A 17,649-nucleotide genomic window follows, 5' to 3' on the forward strand; every position below is an offset into this window, starting at 1 on the left:
ACCTACTCATACTGGAAGTAGATGTCTCCATCGCTTCCACCCGTAGGCTCTGCCGTTCCGAACGTGATCTTACGTTTCTGATCTGGGTTCAGTGTAGATTCTTTTCCGTTAAGCGCACTTTGTAATCCAGTGATATTTCCGATCACGTGTGCACCAGTCGTCTCTTCCGCCGAATGCGTCGTAACTCTCTCATCTAAATCTTGAAGAATCACAGCATTTCCCTTCACGGTTTCGACTGTTCGACCCGCGCCGGCAAGATCATTAAAATCTTCCTGCAGCTCTGATTTTGTCTGATTAACCAAATCAACTGTCGCGAAAACCAAAGACTCATTAATGACTGCGGATACTGATGAGGCATTCCCCACCAATGTCACGACATCAATTGTTTTCTCTATCAGATCGGTTCCGCCACCCGCTCCTGAAGGGATATAGTCAGCTGTATTTCCTGCATTCGCATAACAATAAAGAACCTCACCGAGATCCGGATCAGTCGCAAACACCCCGATTTCTCTAAAATAGAAGCCGGATGTAATGTCCTGGTTATTCAGAACACTACCTACCCGTGCCTGTCCAGGTGTATTTGCATTTAGCTTTGTAATGGCCATTGATTTTCTTTCATTTTTTAATGCTGTCAATTCAATAATAGATGATCCGCTAAGGTTGCCATCACCTATGGCCATTCTGGTAAATTGCAGTTCTGCTCCGGCTTGTGCCTTCGCCTGAAGGTTCCTGCCTCTGTTCGTTAATATTAAGCCTCCAAATGAGCCCATTTACGTCACCTGCCTTAAAGTAATATTGTCGCCTGTGTGAGATACCCCACCAAAATACAAATTCATTTTCTCTACCTGACTCAACTCAACTACATCAAGCCAAGAACTTTTCCGCTTAACAGAGTTTAATGCACGTATAAATTCTGCTGCCTGTTCATTCGTTACTGCCGGATTGTTGGTGGTCACCTTAAAATAACCAGGTTGTGCCCCATATTCAAACCATTCAACCACCTGACCTTCACCAAACACGATTGTAATTAAGTCCTCTACAGCTGCGGGCGTTGCCTTTCGCTGATGAAAGTAAAATGCATTATTGATAAGCTCCGCTTTTTGATTGGCGCTGAGTGATGGATCGTAAAAATCCACATGTTCTTCAATCGCAATAATGTCCAATAGAGCTTCAGGGAGAGAAAAAGGATCCAATATTTCTAACTCCTGATTGACTCGCTGCATCATCACAGTTATAGCCGCTGCCATCGCTTGGTCCTGTTTACTTGATTTCAACGGCTGAGGGAGAAGTTGCGTCAATGAGAAGTTATTGAAATCAATCATTGATCAACCCTCCATAGGTGAGGTTCACAGCCACGTGAGCAACCTCATTATCTGCAACTGACACATAAGTATTCGGATCAACTGAAATCCTCTTAGCGCCTTCTTGAGTCATTCTGGCATATAGTTCACTTGGGTCAATCCCACGACCAAGCTTTGACTTCTGCCATAACACATAGTCATCAACTGAATAACCTACTGCAGTTTGATAGATCGCTTCCTGAGCAACTAATGACTGAGGTAAATAATAAGTCACATTAATCGTGTGATTGGTGATGACTGGATCCGCCACTGAAACTAAGTCTGTCATCGGTCGGGCTGATCGGGCATTACATGCTGCTAAAATCGCTGTTTTTTCATCTTCATCAGGCGCTTCTCCATTGATCATTAAAGGAGTAATGACAATTTCGACAGCTGCAGGTGAATCGACATGTACATCAATCACATTTTGACTGGCTGATTTGGCTAAATACTCATAGCCTAACTCAGGTCCGGCAGTGGAAAGATTTTCGTTTGCTGTTCTAATTCGCTCAGCGTATGCATCATCTGTTTCCCAATCTGTTCCACCGCTTGAAGTGGTTACATTCACTGCTGATGAAACCCACGGTAAAGGATCGACGATCTCTGTGATCTGACCGGGCAAAAAATCATTACCTGCTGTTCCGGGCTCAGAGCAAACGGACTGAATATCAACATACTCCACGCCGATTTCAACAATCGTTGCCACTTGCGTTTCAAAATACAGATCATTAATGCTTAATCGATGGCCGGCCGGAATGGTGAACTCTTCCGGATTATTCACGTTATACCGGACCATGGTCTTAGCTGCTACAGGTGCCAAACGGTCAACATTCTTACCCGCTCCAATATGCTCTAAATAGTTATCCACTGCGTAGGTTAATCTGTTTTGTTTCGCAGTAAAATCAATGTTATTCGCAAGCATTGCACCTACAAACGCTACCGATTGAAGCATCTTTCTGCGCGGATCAGACTCACTTAATGTTTCACCCATTAATTCTTCAAATTTAGTCACACCCAACCGCTCAAGCTCAGCTGCATCTAATTCCACGAAATTAATTTCGGGTAAATTGAATCTACTCATCTTCTATCACGACCTTCACGATTGCTCTTAACTGACCTACCTCCGAGTCGTGTGTAAAAATGATCTCGTTTACACTTAATCCTTCAATAGATCGCTCTAACATTTCAGTAATTCGAGCTCTACTGACCCCTTCCGCAACTGGTGTAGGTTCATCTATTGGTACCTCCCAGCCATCTTCCCTGCTTAATGGAGAAGTGCCGATATGAAGGGATAATAAAAAAGCCGCACTCTGCAGTTTGGCTTCAATTCCTTTTGCTCCATAATTCACGCTGTTATATTCGTTTGATGTCACTGTATAAGTAGGCATATATAGTCCTCCTATGACTTTTTAAAGGAGACATACTTTGAGTTTGCTGAACAGTAAAGCCCACCGCCAAGTACATACCAGGTAATATCAGTTGTTGTGGTGCCATATGCCTTAAATGCCTGATTTTTATATAACACTTTTTTAATCTTCCCTGATAACGAAGGTGACATTCTGCAATTCAACATGCCCGCTTTTATCGTTACAATACCTGTGACAGGTGATCTTTTTGCATTTGATGATGAGTTTGTAGCAGAGGCAGATTTAACAGTCGGCTTTGATCTGATTTTTGTCGGTACAGGGTATTCTTTTAGATTAATTGTAGTCGTAATACTGTGAACTTTACCTGTCTGATCATAATGTTCATTCGTCTCTTGAAGATCATCAATGTACCAGTAGTTAGTTGTCACTGGCTGACTGCCAATAATCAACGAAGATACTTCGCCGGTGTCTCTCATCAACCGCAATTTTTTTAAAATCTCTTCAGGATTTACTCCTAAAATACTTTTTAATACTACTCTGAGAGAAAAGGCTTCCTGTCCTGGCCCTAAAAATTCAGGCATAGGCTTCTTTTGGTGAATGTCGTGAACCGCCCATCTGGCACTACCGCTTCTGGACACATCATCAAATGTTAGTACTTTCTTTGCCGATACCTCAAAAACTACTGATCCAAAACTTCCGATTTGCACTCATGACACCTCCTTAAGTGGGACCAGTCGTTGTACCTGAACTTCCGCTAAAGTTATGAGTATGATTTTTGAGCGAGATACCATCAGATATTACATCCCCCTGCACTGTTACATTCCCTGTAGCTTTGATCTGGACATTACCCTTAATGTCTAATAAGAATGTGTTTGATGTGAAATCATACTCAATGACTGACTCGTCCGGGAATTCAATTCTTCTTTTATTTACTGTACTTGATACAGATTCATTTAACTCATTAAAATAAGAGCCCAATATGAAACCGGCTCTTGAGGTGTTATCTAAAAACCCACACAACACATTTTCATCTACTGAGGGCATCCAGAAGTCTTTTGTGTTCCTTGAGCCCCTATTTACAATCGGCAACTCTCTGGACACAACATCTTTATCTTTAAAATAAACTTTTGCTGTTCCCCTTTCAGGAAATACTGAACTGACCCGGCCTACCTGAAAAGCATTCATTTAATAGCCCTCCAATACCTTTCTCAATTCAATCGACGTTTCTGATCCGCTTCCAGTACTACCACTGACTGAGGTAATAATGTATTTGCCATTAAATGTGCCAAACCCATCCAAGTCGACACATTGACCTGAATATAAGAACATGAATCCTGCGAACTTGAGGGAGAATGTGCAGCCGTCTTTATTGGCATTCCTCAAACTACTTTTTGCAAGTTTAATCGCTTCAGACTCTGACTTTACTTCTTCATTCACGATGAGAACACGACCGGTTTTAGGCGGGTTTTTTGGTGTGAATGTGTATGATATTGTTTTATTCGTTTGTGGTTCCGTGTAATCTACCCGACATGATTTATAAAGTGATGATAATGAATCATTTCCGCTATACGTCTTTAAGTCTGCATCGTCTATATGAAATCCGGTCACTGTGCTTTCATTCTCCAGTTGCTGCTCACTCATGATGATGATTTTTTTAACCGACACCTTTAATACGAGCCCTGCATCTGAAGTCAGTTTATTTAAAAATGCAATATCACTTTGATCATCCTGGTCAATACGATCATACTCAGTATCATCTGAAGCAGAAAAATAAAGTGTTAAACCATTATTCCTTGCGATTTCATTGGCAATTTTTTTAAGCGTTGTATTCTCCCACGCTTTGTTTTTTCTAGCCTTGATTGATCCGCTCTGAGGCAGTGATGTACCTCTGATGGACACTTTTAATGGGGGTCCGCTCATGGGGGTTTCATCAATCTCAAAATCACCCAGTTTTTTTGCAACTTCTTCATTGTTTTGCCAGTCTTTCGATAGCTTCACAGCAACACTTAAGGTATCACCTTTTTTTGGTGCCCATTGTTTCGTGAGCCATCTGCGTTCCCGATCTACTAATGATACGGAAATACTGTCTGCTTGACCGGATAGGTTATCCTGAAAGCTGATATTCTCCAAAAAGTCTTCAACTTCTATGGAAATATCCTGTTTGTTGTATTCCATTTCAACTGATAGGCTGCGTCCTCTCATGACCATTAAGCATCAACCCCATTTAAGACATTGATGTCTTCAGTTAATGACTCATCATCTTCAGGTGTGAGCCATGATGGACCTGTATCATATATTTTTGTTGCATTTAATTCAGGTATTTTCAATTCAATGCCGGCCGAAAAGATAAGCGTCTCTCTATGCCGATAATTTTCTTTTAAAAGAAGAGGGAACAGATACTCATTCCCCAGCTCCTTTTTGGCAATCAGATCAAACGTATCACCTGAAACAGTGGTGTATGTGCGCATGCTGCTCCCCCTTTTTTAATCCTCAAAAGATAAACGTTTCTTATCTTTTTGAAGGTTGTTGTACCATTCCATGAATCTCTCAAACGCAACTTGAATTGCTTCTTCTGCAGCAGTCTTAACTTCTGACGCACTACCTCCGCCAGATACATGAATAATCGGTGCAAAAACAACCTTTTCATCAGTTGAAGCATATGATTGAACTGATTTCTGAACACCTTGACCATTAGAATCTTCTAACAGGTTATTCAGTCGATTCTTTGTATCCGTATTGTTGAAGATATTTGCGCCACCTGGCAGTTTCAATAGTTCAGGACCTCTCTCACCTACAAGCGCCCATTGGCTATAACCAGTGCGTCCACCTTTATAATACGGTTTATATCCTCCACCGCTTGCCATTGACCGGATACCCGGATGACCGCCAATGCCTCCATAACGAGAGAGCATATAACGGATTGCAGCTACCGCATTATGAAGTGGATTATAAATATCATTCATGCCTTTTAGCTTGTAAGCATTGAAAGTCGGATCAATCGTCTGGAACATCCCTTTTGAAGGAATACCCCGCTGCGCGTTAATGTCCCACAGGTTGATTGCTCTTGGATTAAAACCTGATTCATGATGCGCAATCTTCATCATTGCAGGTAACCATGACTGAGCCTGTCCAGTGATACTTAACGCTTGCATGATCGCGCTTCTGGCCATATTAGAACCGGATCCGGAAAAGTCAGATGATGAGCCCATAATTCCTTCTAGTTTACTTTTCAGGAATGTTAAGGACTTATCTTTCAGCATACTAAGTGAACCCTTTGCAATATCACCCATAATGCCGGACATATTCGGAACACTTACCCCGAACTGCTCGAGCATTTTATTGAGCAATTTTGAAGGCTCAGAGATATAACTGAAAATATCAAATGCTTTATCCTTCACCCAGCCGACACCGGTAGAAATCGCATTCGAGATTGTACCATTTGCGTATGCCGGAATGTTCATTTGGCTCATGATTTTAGCCGTTTCACTTGCTGAGATAACCTGTGTGCCGCGAGGAAGATTCATAAGTGTATCAGTAGCTGGACTAAGACCGATATTGCCATCAGGTGTACGGAATAACTCAGATCCAGCATTCGAACCTCGGCCATCACCAAGGACTGCTAATCCGCCCGGATGACCCGCAGTGCCATTTGCATAGTACTGGACTGCTCCACCACCTGCAGCAGCACCTCCTGAACCTCCGATCTGAGGAACGCTCCACTTACTAATACGGGTATCGACACCGATTTTACTCAGCACCCAGTTAAGTCCACTGATCAAGCTATTTACCATATTTCCAACATTATTCAAAAGGCGTTGTCCCATTGAAATGACACCGGCTATGGCTTTACCTGCCATCGAAGCAATACCCTGACCTATTTTACCCGGTAGAGATTTTGCCCCGCCAACTATGTCATCGAATATGCCACGCACGGCTTTCCACATTGAACGCGCAATATTGACTGCTCCATCCTTCGCAGAAGTAAATGCATTTCGGATTTTTGTTCCCATGTTTACAACGAGCTGCCACGCATCATCAGAGCCATTCTTAAAGAACCCGCTCACATTCGTCCACATTGTCTTTATTGGACCAAGAGCATTTGTAGCAAGAGCCTTGATACCACCTAAAATTCTGCCCAGGAATAACAGATTCAAATAATTCCAAACAGCCTGGATTGCGCCGAAGAAAATGTCCTTAATACCCTGCCACATTTTTGAGAAATCGCCGGTAAAAATACCGGAAAATAGCTTCACTAATCCAGTAATGACCTTAAAAGCGCCCTGTATGACACCCTTCACATTCGACCAAACCATATTAATGATTGAAATTATGACCGGAGCTAAAAAACCTATTACTTTATTTATGATCGAAAATACGTTTTGTACAGCAGTAATAATTTGGGCACCTTCTTTATCCCAAAAAACAAGTATTTGACCGACAATATCCATCACAAAATTGATAATTTTGATTAAAAACGGCTGTACGATCGTAAAAACAGTCTGGAAAACTGAAAAAAGACCACCGGCAACCGCGCCAATCGTCTTAAAAATTGAAGTAACCGCATTTACTATTTCAGGTCCGTTACTCTGCCAAAACTTATATATGGTACTAAACGCTTCTACAGCTGTATCACCGATATTCTTAACTAATGGTACAACAGTATCAGAAATCGATTTAAAAACAGGTGTCAGGTTTTCTTTCATTCCAGACATTATACTTTTAAATTGTCCGATGTTATCAGAAGCTCCAGCCTTCCAGGTTTTTATTGATTCTCTAAAAGCATTAAAATGCTCAATACCCGCAGACATATTTGTTTCAATACTTTCTTTAATTGATGGCATGATTTTTTGAGTAAAACTTAATAAATCATCCAATACCGGCAAGGCTTGTTCTCCAATAGGAATAATGATTTTAGTCTCGATTTCTCTCTTTATTCCTTGTAGCTTCATCATGGAAGTATCGAATTTAATACTTTCAATATCTTTCATGGTGTCCTTGGTCATATCAAACTCACTTCGAACAGTTCCCATTGCTTTAATTACATCTGACTCTAAATCTTCAGCCATTGTTCCGAATAAGCCTACTGAAGCTGTATTTCTTGCTACAGGGTCATCTAATTCAGCTATAGCATTTACAACAGATTTGAAAGCCTGTTGCGCGGCAGGACCTCCCGCTGCAAACGTCTTAGTCATTTCAGCAGCATTCATGTTCAGTAATGCATATGCTTCTGCACTCGCTGTCGATCCATCTTTTGAACGAATATTAAATTCTTTAATTGCGTCTCCAACTACACTTAAATTAAATGCCCCTTCTGAAAGTCCGGCATTGAATATATCAAACATCTCATTAGCACTAAAATCTAATGTTTTAAAATGGACTGCAAATTCGTTTGTCATATCCAAAAGTTCACCGGTTTTATTAAGACCGTTTTGAGCACCTTGAGAAAGTAGATTATAGGATTGAGTATTTGTAATACCAAAATTCTTCATAAGTGTATCAGCAGTTTTGATGGACTCTGCTACATCTTCCTCAAATACATCTCTATAAGTAAGAGCGTTGGCAGTTGCATTTTCTAATTGCCTACCTGCTAAATCAGTAACTTGTTTGGTTGTAGATATAGCTTTATTCAAATCATTCCAATCTTCACCATAGTTATTATTGTAAAGATTTTCACTGATCTTCTTTATTTCTTTCATTTCTTCTGCGCTTGATCCAGTTGATGCCTGCAGTTGTCTCATAGATTCATCAAATTCATTTGCATTTGCGACAGCTACACCTAAACCGGCAGCCATTGTACCGATTGCCGCTGTAGCTCCAACTGCTGCACCTGCAAGTAATTTGACTGATCCACTGGCCACAGAAGAGGCGGTCCCAAACGATGAAACGTCACCGTCCATTCCCTTCATGCTTTTAGATGCTGCATCAAATGCTTTACGCATACTGGAATCAATCATACCGCCCAATTTAAAAGCAATTTCAAAAACCTGTGGCGAGCTCATGTTTGTTTATTCACCTCTTTCACATCTTCTGCAAGATCATTAAGATCTCTCAATCTCTTTTTCATAAAGTCTTCATAGCTTGTCGCTTTCAGGACATTAGAAAGGCGGATGCATATTTTTCGTATGCCCCGCCCGGTTAGTACTATTACAGCCATTCTTTCAGTCACCTGAATGATGCCTAGTTGTTCAAAAAAACCATCACCATAGTACGGATTTTTAATGCTTCTTTCGCCGGCAGCCCCTTAAAAAATTCAAAAGGCAGATCTGTTACTTCAGCAGCAATTAAAAGTGTGTAAGGCAGTGTGACCTGAGGCATTGGAGAAATCGAACCAAGTTCATTGAACTTTTGTTCTGTATTCAACAAGTCATCCCCTGTTAGATTATTAACACCCGAGAGATCAACTTCAACGTATTCTTTTCCCTCATATTGATAAGGTTTGGCGAATACCACCACTTCTTTTTTATCTTGTTTTACTGATTCTGTCGCTTTAGCCATGTATCGTTTCCTCCCTGTTTATCAGATCATTTTTGTTAAATCTTTGAGCATGTCTTCACCATCTAAGATGAATACGTAATTAAGCTTGTCCAACTCCAGAAGCACTGTATTGTTTTCCTCAATCTTGATATATAGTACTTCCATTACGTTTGTAGTCTCTGTTGCTGCACCAGGACTAAGCTTACCGAGAGTAAGAGACTTCGGCTGCCCCTTGAGGGTGATCTTAAGTGGTCTATGCATGATCCTTCCTGCAGTAGAGTCATAGCTTTGTTGTGCCGCTCTCAAAACAATAGGTCTCCCAGTGCTTTTCATTAAGCTGAAGTTCTTCTGAGAAAGTGATTTAAATGGCAGTTCAATTGTAAGGCTGCCAAAGTGGCCAGGGTTTGTACTCTCATACTCACCCATGATGCCAGCTCCACTCACTGTTTCACTCATCGCTTCAAGGTTAGGGAGAGTAATCTCTCCGGTAATCCCGATTAGTTCATCTGTATCGTCATAAGCTTTAAAGTTCCATACCTTTTCTGGAATTTTCGGCATATTAAGCACCTCCAAGTGCAGTTGCTGTAATTGTTGGATCAAATTCTAAGATATTTGTAATTTGCTCAGCCGGTGAATAAGCACCGATTCGCTGAATGAAGACGATTTTTCCATTCAGGATGTTTTCAATCGGGTTCATACTTTCACGGAACTCAATCACTGCTCCTGAAATTTTACCTTCAGCAGCAAACCCGTTTGCACGGATGTTTTCTGCAGATACAACACTTTCAATCAATTTAGTATCAGCCGGGTTATCAACTTTATTGAAGTAAGCGAGAATAAACGTGTTACCCCACCACTGGAACACTCGACGGACCGCGATAAAGCGATCTTGTGGAAGTGTCGATTCAGGGAATGCAGCCGTGTTATTACCCCATGTTCTCCATCCGTTGAAGTTAATCGCTGTGACAATACCTGCTCCATTCAGCACATTTGCTTCCGGCTGATCCAGGTACATTTCTGTTCCACTCTTCAGTACCGTTGCATCGATGTTGAATGGCTTGTTCGATGGTGAAACATTCGGCACATCATCGTTTTCAGCATCAGTTTGAGCGATTCTTGCAGCTAAAACAGCACTGAAATAAAGGACTTGTCCGTTTTTCTTAACCATTGGCCAAGCAACAATGCTTTCTTTATTGTCATAGCCGTTATCTACTTTCCATGCTGCTACATCTTCATACTTTGTAACTGCAGTTGTATCGACATCCAGAACGTTCATTGCTGAAAAGTTACCATTGATCTTTTGAGATTTTGCGGCTAACACTGCTGCTACATCAGGTTTATGACTGAAGCCTGGTGCAAGTAATTGAGCGCCAAGGATGTTGTATTGAGGGTATACAGATGTCATTAACTCAATACCGGTTCTTACACCAGTTGCCGCGTCATACCCGCCGATGACATCCACTTCAGTGACTGCAGAAGGATCCAATGCAGAGTATGAAACCGTCACTTCAGTTTGACCATCTAATTGACCGCCAGAGATTACACCAATGACCGGCTCACCTGCAGTATTGAAAGATAATGTATAATCAACATCTCTCTCGTAAGTAGTGAGACCATCAGCGTTCTCAGCTACTACTGAGGAAAGCAGTACTTTTTTGTTTGCAATTTTGGCCGTCCCTTTTGAAATGGAAACAACTTCATCAGTCACATCAGTTTTATGCACTGCAGGATCCAGTACGTTGATTACGACAATAGGTGCAACATTATATAGCTCAAGACTTGCAAACAGAGAATGATTGACTGTGAAATCAAAATCTCTGTTATCACGGCTATATCCAAGCTTTGTTTTTGCGTCTGCCTCACTATTAATCACGATTGGTTTGTTTACTGCTGCCGCTGGATCATCAAGTAGATTTACCTGAGCTGTACCAAATACGACCTGAACGGCAGATAGCGATCTAATCGGTTCGGGACCGGTACGCTGTTCGACAATATCAATACCGTGTTTGTACATCATTCATCACCTCGTCCATATTTAATGACTTTCTGAGTCAATACATATTCTGCAGACCCTTCTTGTTCAAGATTTTTTCGTGCTGCTGCAAGTTTGCTCACAGGCACCATCAGTGATTTAATTGCAGTACATTTTTCAAAATGCACTTTCACTGATTCAGGAAAACCGTTTTTAAAAACGGAAAACTGAGTCAGCGCTTCACCTGGAAGTGATGGACCAACGTAAACTACTGTTTGCTCCGTCTGTTCAGGTGCAGCAGTTTTAGTTGCCACCGGTTGTGACTTAACACTTTTAGTTTTTGACTCAATCTTTTTAACCGGTGTCTCATCTTTCACTTTCTGCTCCTCGATCTTTGATTTTTCTTCACTCATATCATCGCCTCCAGATCTACCCTGTTGAGTTCAGGGGTTTCAAATGACGCTTCTACAGCGCCGAAATAATAAGAACCAGTGTCTTCCTCGTGGAGTACCCATTTCAGAGGTCCACTTAAAGTAAACTGACCTTTAACAATGGGTTGTTTTTCAAGATTTTCAATGATTCGATTAATAATATTTGCTGTATCGCGATAGCCTTGGTTGTAAACATCTGAGTCCACAGTGCCAATAACAAAACCCACTGAAGTGATATATGGCTCTTTCTCTTTTTTCTTTTCAGCTTCCAGCAATTTCACGATGACAAAAGGGAAAAACTCTTCTTCTTCGGATTGCTTTTTCGGAAGATTTTGTTCATAGACATTCAATGGCACTCTATTACCTGCCAGATCATTAAAAAAAACGTCCTGAAATGTGTTTTCAAGACGTCTTTTAAGCTCTGATTGAAGTTCAAGTTGTATCATTGTCCGGCACTCCGTTCTAAAATACGATTGATTTCGTGATCAAGCCTCTTATTGAACATTAACTGCCCTTCCTGGTTGACTCTCAGCCTGATATCCTCATTTTTCAACATTTGAGGCACTGAAGGACCAAACATGCGGTCAATAGGTAACCTTTTCTTCCCTTGTCGCCTGAACACTTTGTTACCGTTGATATCAGCTACAAATGCACCAAGAAGAGTCTTTTTCCCACCCTTTTTAACGCCTACTCTGATAGGCGCTTTACGTTTTGGCGAAGGATTCTTAGGCGTCACTTTAAACCGATCCAACGGAATCAGGTTGCCGCGGCTACTAACGATGGCATTCATGTTAGTTCTTGATGCACGTGTTTTTGACAGCGTTTCTTTAATGTCACCCGCTTTGATATTGTATTCTTGGCGTATTTCCTTTGAAATATTGGTTGCTACTGTATTCATGGCACGATTTAATGCAGCTGATATCGCATTGGGTGCTTTCTTTTTCAAATCACCAAGCATATGCTCCGCGTAATCAAGTGTATTTTGATCAATACTGACTGTTGGTCTCATGATCCATATCCCACCAATACAATTCGATAGACGCCATCACTCTCACTGATGTCTGTGACATAGTAAGGCCTATTGCCAACAGAGATTTGCATGTCTCGAAACGGCTTTTTACCATGGAAAGATACTACCGGCACATGAAAAAGAAGCTCACCTCTAGTAAGCTCCTCTTCATACGCCTTTATATTGTATTTTTCCAGCTCATGGTCATCTTTAATGATTAGCATCGGCTCTCCATTAATGATGGCCGTTTCAGCAAATTCAGCCTCATTGAAGAACGTCTCCAATATATCTGACTCTAATGCTGCCTTGAAGTTACTCATTGTCCTCATCTTCATCATCAAACTGAGATAGTACGCCCTCTGTTTTATCAGATTCAAGTACCAGGTCAATCAGCTTTGCATGTGAGATGTTGCCAGCAAACTCAAGACCTGCATCTTTTGCTGCTGCTTTAAGTTCTGCGTACTCAATCCCATCGAATGAAGATTGATCAAAATCGTTCGGCGGATCAGGCTCACCTAAATTTAATTTAAATTCGCCATCAGCTGCAGCTACCTTTAATTGAATCAGACGCTCAGCATCTTTTTCATCAATATCGGTAATTGTATCGCCTTGAACATACGTTTTACCGTTATGTCGGACAGTTTCATTTTCATTTACTTTAACAGACATGATCACTCACCCTTTCTGTTTTATAGTACTTTTGCGACATACCATGCATCTACTTCAGTAGGTACCGGCAGTGGCTTGGAGTGCATCTGAAGGAATCGTGCTGCAGGATCCTTTTGAATCCAAGAGTCAGGTACACGCTCACCTTCATAAGTCGTGAAATTCTCTGTGCTGTGATCTGCCAGAGTGACCGCACCGTAAAGCATCTGTGATTTAGTACGTGATGAAAGAACAGCAAGTGTGCCCTCAGGAATCATAGGCTTTTCTTCCTCTGTTTCCTCGTCAAAATACCATTCGTCATAAGTGTAAAGTTCAAGACCAAGCGCAGCGATCGTCCCGATATACGTCACCCCATTCGCAAGCTTCTGAGGTTCGATGTTACCCATAGTAATGCGTCGATTTTCAAGCATTTTTTGAACTTTAGGATGAGAAACAAATGCCGCTCCAACATCAGAAGACATGATCACTCTATCCGCAGTTACACCCGAATTTTTAATGACTGCAAGACGATAGCGTTCAAGGTCTCCATAAGGGTCACTATTTGTTCCATCGCTCCAAAGATCAGTACCGGACAAAGTCTCCTTATTTGTGAAGCCGTAGTCCATTACAGCATCTACACCTTCACCAATAATTTCTACTTTTCCAGTAAAGATTACTTGTGCAGCCATCCACTCTTCACGACGTGTAATAGCTTCATCCAGAAAAATTAGATCTTCTGCAAGCATCTCAAGTGCTCTGGCTTCAGGTGTACGTGTACTGTACACGCCTTCCCCGAATGCACGTTTGTTAATGTCATGCGCTGTGATTGGACGCATTGGTTTGATCGTTGCAGGAGTAAATGTTTTCATTGTTGTCCCGCTCCGCTCCATTACCTTACCTGCAATAAGTGGCGATACGAAAGGAGCCATTTTTCTGCGACCTTTACGATATTCGACATCCACGTGTTCCGTTACAAATGTTTTCGGAGTACCGAAGAACATATCTCTCAGAAAAGTGTGCGCAGGTTTTAGATTAGATACTGCTTCTAACATGAAGCGTGTCGAGTGTACATTAATTGCCATGATTAAGTTCCTCCTTAGGCTTTAACAACATCTTTTAAGAAGATGCCGATTTCGCGTAGTTTAGGTTTGTGAGTTTCGAATGTATCAGTGCCTCCAAAGATTAGTACGGTCTGATTAAATTCACCTGTCAGGTAAACTGGGGCCGGCAGAGATTCGTCTGTGGCATCAACATCTTTGGCAAGGATAGCGTATGGTACTTGTGAGCCGTCTGTGGCAACAGAATCAACAGCCTTTGCTAAGCCTGTATCATCAACCCCTAATACTGTTCCGCGCAAATAAACAGCTCCTGCTTCTAACTCCACAGAATCAGTAACGATAGGCGATACTCCGCCTCCAAGTAAATTGTCATATTCGAATGAATCAACATTTTGCACAAATTGTTCTGGCATGATTATTTACCTCCTCTTTTTTTGTTCATGATTTCAGCAAGATTAGTTGCTTTGGTTTTTCTTTCTTCGTCTTCAGAGAGACTTCCATTGTTTTGAGGTGTTGAATCGCCTGGTACTTCGTTTGCCTGTGTTGCATCCTCTTCTCTATTTTGCAGGTATGTCGCACCTGCAGCGTTTTGAACCTTCAGAATCTCAATAGAAAGATCGCCGGCAGAGTTTTTCGTTTCATACTTTGTTTTGTTTACAAGATCTTCATGACCCTTAAATGGCAGCTCATCAATCGCCTTCATACGGGAGTTTTCTGATGCAGCCCCCGCATTAAAGGCTTCTTTATAAAGATCTGGGTACTGGTTTTTCAGTTCGTCTAATGATTTCAAAGATGGTTCCTCCTTCTCCGAATTTTTGTTTTCGACCGCCAGATTGTCTTGTAGTTGTTTTTGAAATTGTGCATTATTTACTTCTGTAATATCAGGCTTTGTGCTGTATTTAGAAAGATTATGTTCAATACCGTTAACAACAAGGTTTTTACCACTTGCTGATGCAACGATTTGAATTTCATCATTCAATGAATCTGCAAATCCAGTTTCAACAGCCTCCTGCCCGGTCATCCAGGTCTCTTCATCCATCATTGCTGACAGAACTTCATAAGAGTGTCCTGTCTTGTCCATATAGGCAGCAATAATACTGTCTTTCACCTTGTTTAGCATATCGATAGACTTCTCAAGATCAGACACTTCCCCAAAAGCAAGGACTGCAGGGTTATGAATCATCACCTGTGAACTCCTTGAGGCGTAAATATGATCTCCAGCCATCGCTATGAAAGATGAAATTGAAGCAGCAATGCCATCAATATAAACATTTATTGTCGCAGGATGTGCTTTCAACTGAGCATAAATGGCTTGACCTGCATATACACTGCCCCCTGCGCTGTTGATACGAATATCGATATCAGAGACATTCCCTAAATCACGTAAATCTTGAGCAAAAGTAAATGCAGTTACGTCATTTTCGAGATATCTGTATTCTTCGATATCTCCATAGATTAAAATTTCACCTTTGGCGTTCGTGATATTACGAACTTCCCATGACTTAATGTTATTCGGTGTCTCTGTCGTCTTCTGAGTCGTCTTCGTCGGTTTGCCCGACATTCTGAGACTGCTCAGTATCTCCTGTAGCTTTGACATTTTGCTTTAAGCCCCCTTTCTCCATTAATTGTTCTTCAACCACCCGCAATGGGTAATTAGTGAAGAAATCTCCACCAGTAAGCTCTACTGTTTCCCTTGCACGTGTGCTGAAGCCATTTTCAACACGTTTCTGAGCTGCGTCCACCTCCTTCAACGGGTCAAGCTGACCTTGTGATGGACCATTCCACTCAGCACCGCAATATGCTTTTTTTATCAGTGGGTCACTGAAAAATCCAGGAGCGCTAATACGTCCTTTAGCAACTAACTCTGAAAGAAATTCTTCATAGATCGGCTGACAGAAATCAGAAGCTAGCCATGAGCGTCTCATGCGATACATTTTCCAAGCTTCAAGCAAAGCACCACGACTGGCACTATATGAAGCTGTGAAATGTTTAAGTAATACTTCATATGGTATTTCTAATGCCGCTCCGATTTGACGACAAATTGATGTGACAAAACCATCAAATGCTGTGTTCGGTCGAGTAGGATTGCTCGTATCAATTGATTCGTTTTCCCCCAGGGCAACCACTGCTCCATTACCTAATTCATAGTTACCTTCTGATATACCGTCTTCATCATATTCATCATCGTCATTTATTCCAAAAGGAGAGACATTGTCAGGTGTAGTTGTTTTAATAAATACCGTGTACATACCTGAAACTACTGCAGCCATCAGTTCAGCTTCTGTATACCTTGCCAATTGTTTTAGTGATTCAATAACCGGCGCAAGAATCGGCACTCCTCTTCGCTGTTCAGGTCTCTCCGTCTCCATCAAATGCAAAATATTAGGACGACCTGTTTTAGAACCGAACTTTTCTATTCGTGTCCATTTATTAATAAGCGCTCCGCTTGCCGGGTGTTTATCAGCGACATGATAAGCAACGACTTCTCCGTATTCGCCAATCTCAACGCCGTTAATAATTTTGTCGTTTTTGTTTAACAAGTCGCTTCTTGGAGAACATACCCGGTCCGCTTCAATGACCTGCACTCTTAAATCAACCGTCATACCTTCACGCGGAATAACTGGAAGTAGAGAGAAGGCGTCTCCCGATTGAAGCCAGGCCATAAAAGCAAGCTGCTGTAATTGATAGAAATTATTCATCCGTTGAGCATCGCAGTGTACACCATCCGCCCACAAAGAAAACTCCCGCTCCACTTGGGTTTCCCATTTATCAGCATCTTCAAGTTTCCACCCTAAAAATTCATAATCCACTCTGGAGTTCAATTTCAGCCCTGTTCCAACTACACTCGTTCGAATAGACTTCAATGCGCCAGTCGCTAAAGGTGCCCCCATATATAAATCCCTTGAACGCTCTCTTAACTTCGGAATATTGTGTTCAACATCATCAATAACCGAACCGATCCTGCTCGCCCAGCCGGCCATGCTATTTTTTTGGGATGCACCATGAAATCCATATCCTTGATTTAATACTCTGGCAGACCTTCGTGATCTAATTGACTTCCTCACTCGGTTTCGCTGTGAATTTCCTCGCAATCATTCTCACCTCCCTTAAATATCACGCGGAATGATTCTTCTGACACGACTTCTTCCACGTGATTTCATCCGCGCAATGCGATTTTCCCAGTATTCAATCTGTTTTCTAATCTCCGGAAGGTTCACACGGGTCAGTGTGCGCCCTGCGATCGTGTATGATTGTCCTGTTGAAACCTTTAATTCTGCATCATACCAAGCTTCAAGATGTGTTTTTGCTCTTTCAATACTCATTTCTCCGGTCATTTTCAGTCCTCATTCCAT

Annotated in this window: 23 protein-coding genes; all 23 read right to left on the reverse strand. The window is 41.6% G+C overall.

Annotation, left to right across the window (positions count from 1 at the left end; genetic code table 11):
* Positions 1-2 precede the first annotated feature (2 nt).
* Genes JOD21_RS13150 through JOD21_RS13260 form a run of 23 tightly spaced genes read right to left on the reverse strand, consistent with a single transcriptional unit; the run spans position 3 to position 17,631 of the window.
* The gene (locus tag JOD21_RS13150) at positions 3-770 is read right to left on the reverse strand and encodes a phage tail-collar fiber domain-containing protein (RefSeq protein WP_204730051.1); all 768 of its coding nucleotides are present in this window, start codon (positions 768-770) and stop codon (positions 3-5) included.
* The gene (locus tag JOD21_RS13155) at positions 771-1,322 is read right to left on the reverse strand and encodes a phage tail protein I (RefSeq protein ID WP_204730052.1); all 552 of its coding nucleotides are present in this window, start codon (positions 1,320-1,322) and stop codon (positions 771-773) included.
* The gene (locus JOD21_RS13160; RefSeq protein ID WP_204730053.1) at positions 1,315-2,421 is read right to left on the reverse strand and encodes a baseplate assembly protein; all 1,107 of its coding nucleotides are present in this window, start codon (positions 2,419-2,421) and stop codon (positions 1,315-1,317) included. The genes JOD21_RS13155 and JOD21_RS13160 overlap by 8 nt, the downstream gene beginning before the upstream one ends.
* The gene (locus JOD21_RS13165; RefSeq protein ID WP_204730054.1) at positions 2,414-2,728 is read right to left on the reverse strand and encodes a hypothetical protein; all 315 of its coding nucleotides are present in this window, start codon (positions 2,726-2,728) and stop codon (positions 2,414-2,416) included. The genes JOD21_RS13160 and JOD21_RS13165 overlap by 8 nt, the downstream gene beginning before the upstream one ends.
* Before the next feature lie 11 nt (positions 2,729-2,739).
* Positions 2,740-3,414 carry a phage tail protein gene (locus tag JOD21_RS13170; protein ID WP_204730055.1) on the reverse strand — a complete coding sequence of 225 codons (675 nt, stop codon included), beginning with the start codon at positions 3,412-3,414 and terminating at the stop codon, positions 2,740-2,742.
* Between the two features lie 13 nt (positions 3,415-3,427).
* Positions 3,428-3,892: a phage baseplate assembly protein V gene (locus JOD21_RS13175; protein WP_204730056.1), complete on the reverse strand. Its 465-nt coding sequence runs from the start codon at positions 3,890-3,892 to the stop codon at positions 3,428-3,430.
* Positions 3,893-4,915 carry a phage late control D family protein gene (locus tag JOD21_RS13180; protein ID WP_204730057.1) on the reverse strand — a complete coding sequence of 341 codons (1,023 nt, stop codon included), beginning with the start codon at positions 4,913-4,915 and terminating at the stop codon, positions 3,893-3,895.
* Complete coding sequence (locus JOD21_RS13185; protein ID WP_204730058.1) at positions 4,915-5,175, reverse strand: LysM peptidoglycan-binding domain-containing protein; 261 nt, start codon at positions 5,173-5,175, stop codon at positions 4,915-4,917. The genes JOD21_RS13180 and JOD21_RS13185 overlap by 1 nt, the downstream gene beginning before the upstream one ends.
* Positions 5,176-5,190: 15 nt before the next feature.
* A complete protein-coding gene (locus JOD21_RS13190; RefSeq protein ID WP_204730059.1) occupies positions 5,191-8,706 on the reverse strand; it encodes a phage tail tape measure protein in 3,516 nt (1,171 codons plus the stop codon).
* Entirely contained in the window at positions 8,703-8,861 is a 159-nt protein-coding gene (locus tag JOD21_RS13195) for a hypothetical protein (protein ID WP_204730060.1), read from the reverse strand. Before JOD21_RS13195 ends, JOD21_RS13190 begins: the two co-directional genes overlap by 4 nt.
* 23 nt (positions 8,862-8,884) lie before the next feature.
* Positions 8,885-9,202, reverse strand: coding sequence for a phage tail assembly protein (locus tag JOD21_RS13200; RefSeq protein WP_204730061.1), 318 nt, complete (start codon positions 9,200-9,202; stop codon positions 8,885-8,887).
* Positions 9,203-9,223: 21 nt separating this feature from the next.
* Entirely contained in the window at positions 9,224-9,739 is a 516-nt protein-coding gene (locus JOD21_RS13205) for a phage major tail tube protein (protein WP_204730062.1), read from the reverse strand.
* Position 9,740: 1 nt separating this feature from the next.
* Positions 9,741-11,198 (reverse strand): phage tail sheath family protein, encoded by a 1,458-nt coding sequence (locus JOD21_RS13210; protein WP_204730063.1) that lies wholly within the window; start codon positions 11,196-11,198, stop codon positions 9,741-9,743.
* Positions 11,195-11,566, reverse strand: a complete 372-nt coding sequence (locus JOD21_RS13215; RefSeq protein WP_204730064.1) for a hypothetical protein — start codon at positions 11,564-11,566, stop codon at positions 11,195-11,197. The genes JOD21_RS13210 and JOD21_RS13215 overlap by 4 nt, the downstream gene beginning before the upstream one ends.
* Entirely contained in the window at positions 11,563-12,030 is a 468-nt protein-coding gene (locus JOD21_RS13220; protein ID WP_204730065.1) for a hypothetical protein, read from the reverse strand. Before JOD21_RS13220 ends, JOD21_RS13215 begins: the two co-directional genes overlap by 4 nt.
* Positions 12,027-12,593, reverse strand: a complete 567-nt coding sequence (locus JOD21_RS13225; protein WP_204730066.1) for a phage tail protein — start codon at positions 12,591-12,593, stop codon at positions 12,027-12,029. Before JOD21_RS13225 ends, JOD21_RS13220 begins: the two co-directional genes overlap by 4 nt.
* Positions 12,590-12,913, reverse strand: a complete 324-nt coding sequence (locus JOD21_RS13230) for a hypothetical protein (RefSeq protein ID WP_204730067.1) — start codon at positions 12,911-12,913, stop codon at positions 12,590-12,592. Before JOD21_RS13230 ends, JOD21_RS13225 begins: the two co-directional genes overlap by 4 nt.
* A complete protein-coding gene (locus tag JOD21_RS13235; protein WP_204730068.1) occupies positions 12,906-13,262 on the reverse strand; it encodes a DUF7210 family protein in 357 nt (118 codons plus the stop codon). The genes JOD21_RS13230 and JOD21_RS13235 overlap by 8 nt, the downstream gene beginning before the upstream one ends.
* A gap of 20 nt (positions 13,263-13,282) precedes the next feature.
* A complete protein-coding gene (locus JOD21_RS13240; protein ID WP_204730069.1) occupies positions 13,283-14,320 on the reverse strand; it encodes a major capsid protein in 1,038 nt (345 codons plus the stop codon).
* Between the two features lie 14 nt (positions 14,321-14,334).
* Positions 14,335-14,709 carry a head decoration protein gene (locus JOD21_RS13245; protein WP_204730070.1) on the reverse strand — a complete coding sequence of 125 codons (375 nt, stop codon included), beginning with the start codon at positions 14,707-14,709 and terminating at the stop codon, positions 14,335-14,337.
* Positions 14,710-14,711: 2 nt separating this feature from the next.
* Entirely contained in the window at positions 14,712-15,857 is a 1,146-nt protein-coding gene (locus JOD21_RS13250; RefSeq protein WP_204730071.1) for a head maturation protease, ClpP-related, read from the reverse strand.
* The gene (locus tag JOD21_RS13255; RefSeq protein WP_239581588.1) at positions 15,805-17,388 is read right to left on the reverse strand and encodes a phage portal protein; all 1,584 of its coding nucleotides are present in this window, start codon (positions 17,386-17,388) and stop codon (positions 15,805-15,807) included. Before JOD21_RS13255 ends, JOD21_RS13250 begins: the two co-directional genes overlap by 53 nt.
* 15 nt (positions 17,389-17,403) lie before the next feature.
* On the reverse strand, positions 17,404-17,631 hold the full coding sequence (locus JOD21_RS13260) for a DUF6148 family protein (RefSeq protein WP_204730072.1): 228 nt from the start codon (positions 17,629-17,631) through the stop codon (positions 17,404-17,406).
* Between the last annotated feature and the right edge of the window lie 18 nt (positions 17,632-17,649).

Origin of the sequence: Jeotgalibacillus terrae (genome assembly GCF_016908195.1) — a bacterium.
Classification (GTDB): domain Bacteria; phylum Bacillota; class Bacilli; order Bacillales; family Jeotgalibacillaceae; genus Jeotgalibacillus; species Jeotgalibacillus terrae.

Bases quoted from the DNA above. Each gene is read 5' to 3' on its own strand.
- JOD21_RS13150 (WP_204730051.1), bottom strand. From the start codon at position 770: ATGGGCTCATTTGGAGGCTTAATATTAACGAACAGAGGCAGGAACCTT.
- JOD21_RS13155 (WP_204730052.1), bottom strand. From the start codon at position 1,322: ATGATTGATTTCAATAACTTCTCATTGACGCAACTTCTCCCTCAGCCG.
- JOD21_RS13160 (WP_204730053.1), bottom strand. From the start codon at position 2,421: ATGAGTAGATTCAATTTACCCGAAATTAATTTCGTGGAATTAGATGCA.
- JOD21_RS13165 (WP_204730054.1), bottom strand. From the start codon at position 2,728: ATGCCTACTTATACAGTGACATCAAACGAATATAACAGCGTGAATTAT.
- JOD21_RS13175 (WP_204730056.1), bottom strand. From the start codon at position 3,892: ATGAATGCTTTTCAGGTAGGCCGGGTCAGTTCAGTATTTCCTGAAAGG.
- JOD21_RS13180 (WP_204730057.1), bottom strand. From the start codon at position 4,915: ATGGTCATGAGAGGACGCAGCCTATCAGTTGAAATGGAATACAACAAA.
- JOD21_RS13185 (WP_204730058.1), bottom strand. From the start codon at position 5,175: ATGCGCACATACACCACTGTTTCAGGTGATACGTTTGATCTGATTGCC.
- JOD21_RS13190 (WP_204730059.1), bottom strand. From the start codon at position 8,706: ATGAGCTCGCCACAGGTTTTTGAAATTGCTTTTAAATTGGGCGGTATG.
- JOD21_RS13195 (WP_204730060.1), bottom strand. From the start codon at position 8,861: ATGGCTGTAATAGTACTAACCGGGCGGGGCATACGAAAAATATGCATC.
- JOD21_RS13200 (WP_204730061.1), bottom strand. From the start codon at position 9,202: ATGGCTAAAGCGACAGAATCAGTAAAACAAGATAAAAAAGAAGTGGTG.
- JOD21_RS13205 (WP_204730062.1), bottom strand. From the start codon at position 9,739: ATGCCGAAAATTCCAGAAAAGGTATGGAACTTTAAAGCTTATGACGAT.
- JOD21_RS13210 (WP_204730063.1), bottom strand. From the start codon at position 11,198: ATGATGTACAAACACGGTATTGATATTGTCGAACAGCGTACCGGTCCC.
- JOD21_RS13215 (WP_204730064.1), bottom strand. From the start codon at position 11,566: ATGAGTGAAGAAAAATCAAAGATCGAGGAGCAGAAAGTGAAAGATGAG.
- JOD21_RS13220 (WP_204730065.1), bottom strand. From the start codon at position 12,030: ATGATACAACTTGAACTTCAATCAGAGCTTAAAAGACGTCTTGAAAAC.
- JOD21_RS13225 (WP_204730066.1), bottom strand. From the start codon at position 12,593: ATGAGACCAACAGTCAGTATTGATCAAAATACACTTGATTACGCGGAG.
- JOD21_RS13230 (WP_204730067.1), bottom strand. From the start codon at position 12,913: ATGAGTAACTTCAAGGCAGCATTAGAGTCAGATATATTGGAGACGTTC.
- JOD21_RS13235 (WP_204730068.1), bottom strand. From the start codon at position 13,262: ATGTCTGTTAAAGTAAATGAAAATGAAACTGTCCGACATAACGGTAAA.
- JOD21_RS13240 (WP_204730069.1), bottom strand. From the start codon at position 14,320: ATGGCAATTAATGTACACTCGACACGCTTCATGTTAGAAGCAGTATCT.
- JOD21_RS13245 (WP_204730070.1), bottom strand. From the start codon at position 14,709: ATGCCAGAACAATTTGTGCAAAATGTTGATTCATTCGAATATGACAAT.
- JOD21_RS13250 (WP_204730071.1), bottom strand. From the start codon at position 15,857: ATGTCGGGCAAACCGACGAAGACGACTCAGAAGACGACAGAGACACCG.
- JOD21_RS13260 (WP_204730072.1), bottom strand. From the start codon at position 17,631: ATGACCGGAGAAATGAGTATTGAAAGAGCAAAAACACATCTTGAAGCT.